The organism is Mycobacterium sp. NPDC050441, assembly GCF_040655355.1.
Lineage (GTDB): Bacteria > Actinomycetota > Actinomycetes > Mycobacteriales > Mycobacteriaceae > Mycobacterium.
The window spans coordinates 1-2,643 of the sequence record NZ_JBFAJS010000022.1; the positions used below are offsets into that span (position 1 = coordinate 1).

1 protein-coding gene is annotated in these 2,643 nt (G+C 62.7%); it reads right to left on the bottom strand.

What is annotated here, in order from left to right:
• Nucleotides 1–2,643 (bottom strand): condensation domain-containing protein (locus AB0I14_RS32030; RefSeq protein WP_358031006.1); only part of this gene is annotated, 2,643 nt, incomplete at both ends.

The following is a 2,643-nucleotide window of genomic DNA, read 5'->3' on the forward strand; positions in this document are numbered from 1 at the left end:
AACGCACCCCAGATCTCCCACACCGACACATCAAACGAATACGAATGCCACTGCGCCCACACCTCTGGTGACAAATGCCGATCCAGCGACCCCACAAACTGCGTGATGTTCTGCTGAGCGACCGCCACACCCTTGGGAACACCAGTGGTTCCCGAGGTGTAGATCAAATAGGCGATGTCATCCGGAGCAGGCGCGGGTAACGGGCTGCTCGGCTGCACGGCGATCCGCGGATCATCGACATCGACCACCGTCACACCGCAATCGACCAGTCTCCCAGCCAAACCCGCAGTACTCACCACCGCGACCGGTTCGGCATCGCCGAGCATGAACTGAATCCGCGCATCGGGATGCATCGGATCGATCGGCACATACGCCGCACCCGACTTCAGCACCCCAACGATCGACACAATCGCCTCAGCACACCGGGGAAACAGCAACGCCACGCACTTACCCGGACCCGCACCCAGACCAGTCAGCCAGTGCGCCAACCGGTTCGACGCCTCATCCAACCCCCGATACGTCAGGTCCCGACCATCGCACGTGATCGCCACGGCTCCCGGAGCACGGGCCACCTGTTCCGCGAACACCACCGGAACCGACACCTCGGTAACCGATTGGGAGAGCACCTCTCGGTTGCCAAGTTCAAACAATCGGGTGCTCTCACCCTCGTCGAGCAGGTCCACCGACGACAACTGCTGAGCCGGAACAGCCGTCATCGCGTCCAGTACGCGTTGTAACCGTTCGATCAGGGTTTCGATGCTGGCCGTATCGAACACGTCGGTGCGGAACTCCACCGTTCCGCCGATGCCGGCCGGCTCACCGGCCTCATCCCACCGTTCGGACAGTGAGAAGGTCAGGTCCATCCGGGCGACGTGGATGTCGACCGACAGCGGGCTGACCTTCGCCTCCCCCAACGCCGACTCCGTCGCGGCATCAGCGGTGAAGTTCTGCCAAGCCAACGCCACCTGGACCAATGGGTGATGGGCCAGCGAGCGGGACGGCTTGAGCCGATCCACCAACACCTCGAACGGCACATCCTGATGCTCCAAAGCCGCCAAACTGCGCTGACGCACCTGCTCCACCACATCAGAAACCGAAGGATCACCCGCCAAATCCACCCGCAACACCAACGTGTTGACGAAGAACCCCACCACCTGATCCAGCGCAACATCACCACGCCCGGCGATCGGAACACCCACCGCCACATCACAACTGCCGCTCAGCTGTGCCACGAGCATTGCCAACCCGGCCTGAACCACCATGAAGCTGGTGGCGCTGCACTCACGGGCCATCTCGCGGACGCGCTGCTGCAACTCAGCAGGCCACTCCACCACCACACTGGCACCCCGGTGATCCGCCTCCGACGGATACGGCCGATCCGTCGGCAACTCCAACCGCTCGGGAAGCCCGGCCAGAGCCTGTTCCCAATAATCCAGTTGGCCCGAGATCACGCTGTCAGGATCAGACTCCAATCCCAGCCAGTTTTGTTGCCACAGTGTGTAATCGGCATACTGCACCGGCAACGGCAACCAGTCCGGTGCATCTCCCACGCACCGGGCGGCATATGCCGACTGCAGATCAGCTACCAACGGGGCCACGGACCAGCCATCGGCCGCGATGTGGTGCACCACCCCGGCCAGCACATGCTCGTTCTCGCCAACACTGAAAAGCCGGGCCTGCAACGGAATCTCAGCGGACAGGTCGAATCTGTAGCCGGCCACCGCTTCGATGGCCTTACGCAACTCACCTATCGGCCAGTCGCTGGCATCAATCACCTGCCACCCGAAGTCAGCCCTTGCGGGGGCTACCACCGCTTGCCGGGGTACACCGCCCTTAGCCGGGAACCGGGTGCGCAAAGTCTCGTGGCGGCCGACCACATCGGCCAACGCTTGGCCCAGCGCGTCAGCATCCAGATGACCGGTGACCCGCAACGCCACCGCCATGTTGTAGATCGGTGACGGTCCCTCCAACTGATCCAGGAACCACAACCGCTGCTGAGCATAAGACAACGGAACAACAGCCGGACGGGGCTGGGCCACCAACGGTTCACGCCCACCCGAACTCTCAGCGACCCGCGCCGCCAATTGCGCCACCGTCGGCGTCTCGAACACCGCACGAACCGCAAGATCGGCACCCACACTCGCGTTGATCGCATTGATCAACCGAGTCGCCGACAACGAATCCCCACCCAGATCGAAAAACGAGTCATCCACCCCGACCCGCTCCAAACCCAACACCTGCGCATAGATCCCCGCGACGATCTCCTCAGCGGGAGTGCTTGGCGCCCGGTAACGATCGCCATCGGAATATTCGGGTGGCGGCAGGGCACCCCTGTCGAGCTTTCCGTTCACCGTCAATGGAAGTGTTTCAAGAACCACCACCGCCGCCGGCACCATGTAGCCCGGCAACCGCTGCGCCAGTTCCGCCCGAACTGTACCCGAATCAATTGTCCCGCGCAGTGATTCGGTCAAATACCCGACCAGACGCCTATCCCCCGGGTGGTCCTCCCGAGCGATCACCGCGGCTTGATCCACACCCTCCAGCTCGGCCAAAGCTGTTTGAATCTCCCCCAACTCGATGCGATAGCCCCGGATCTTGACCTGCTCATCAGCACGACCGAGATACCGCAACTGCCCATCACTG